The 223-nt window shown below is 43.9% G+C and carries 1 rRNA gene; it reads left to right on the forward strand.

Going from position 1 to position 223, the window contains the following annotated elements:
- Positions 1-83, forward strand: a 16S ribosomal RNA gene (locus tag HGH92_RS33520); the annotation flags it as partial.
- Between the last annotated feature and the right edge of the window lie 140 nt (positions 84-223).

A 223-nucleotide genomic window follows, 5' to 3' on the forward strand; every position in this document is an offset into this window, starting at 1 on the left:
AGCCGCCTAGGGTAAAACCGGTAATTGGGGCTAAGTCGTAACAAGGTAGCCGTATCGGAAGGTGCGGCTGGAATACCTCCTTTTTAGAGCTCATTACCTTGAGCTGTTGTTTCCTTCTTCTTTCAAAAACATTAAGTTCTTTAGAAAACAAATCGCCAAGTTGGTAATAAGGACTGGAACGGTTAAGTGAATAGATACCAGCAACCGGCAACCTAGACAGATC

Origin of the sequence: Chitinophaga varians (assembly GCF_012641275.1) — a bacterium.
Classification (GTDB): Bacteria; Bacteroidota; Bacteroidia; order Chitinophagales; family Chitinophagaceae; genus Chitinophaga; species Chitinophaga varians_A.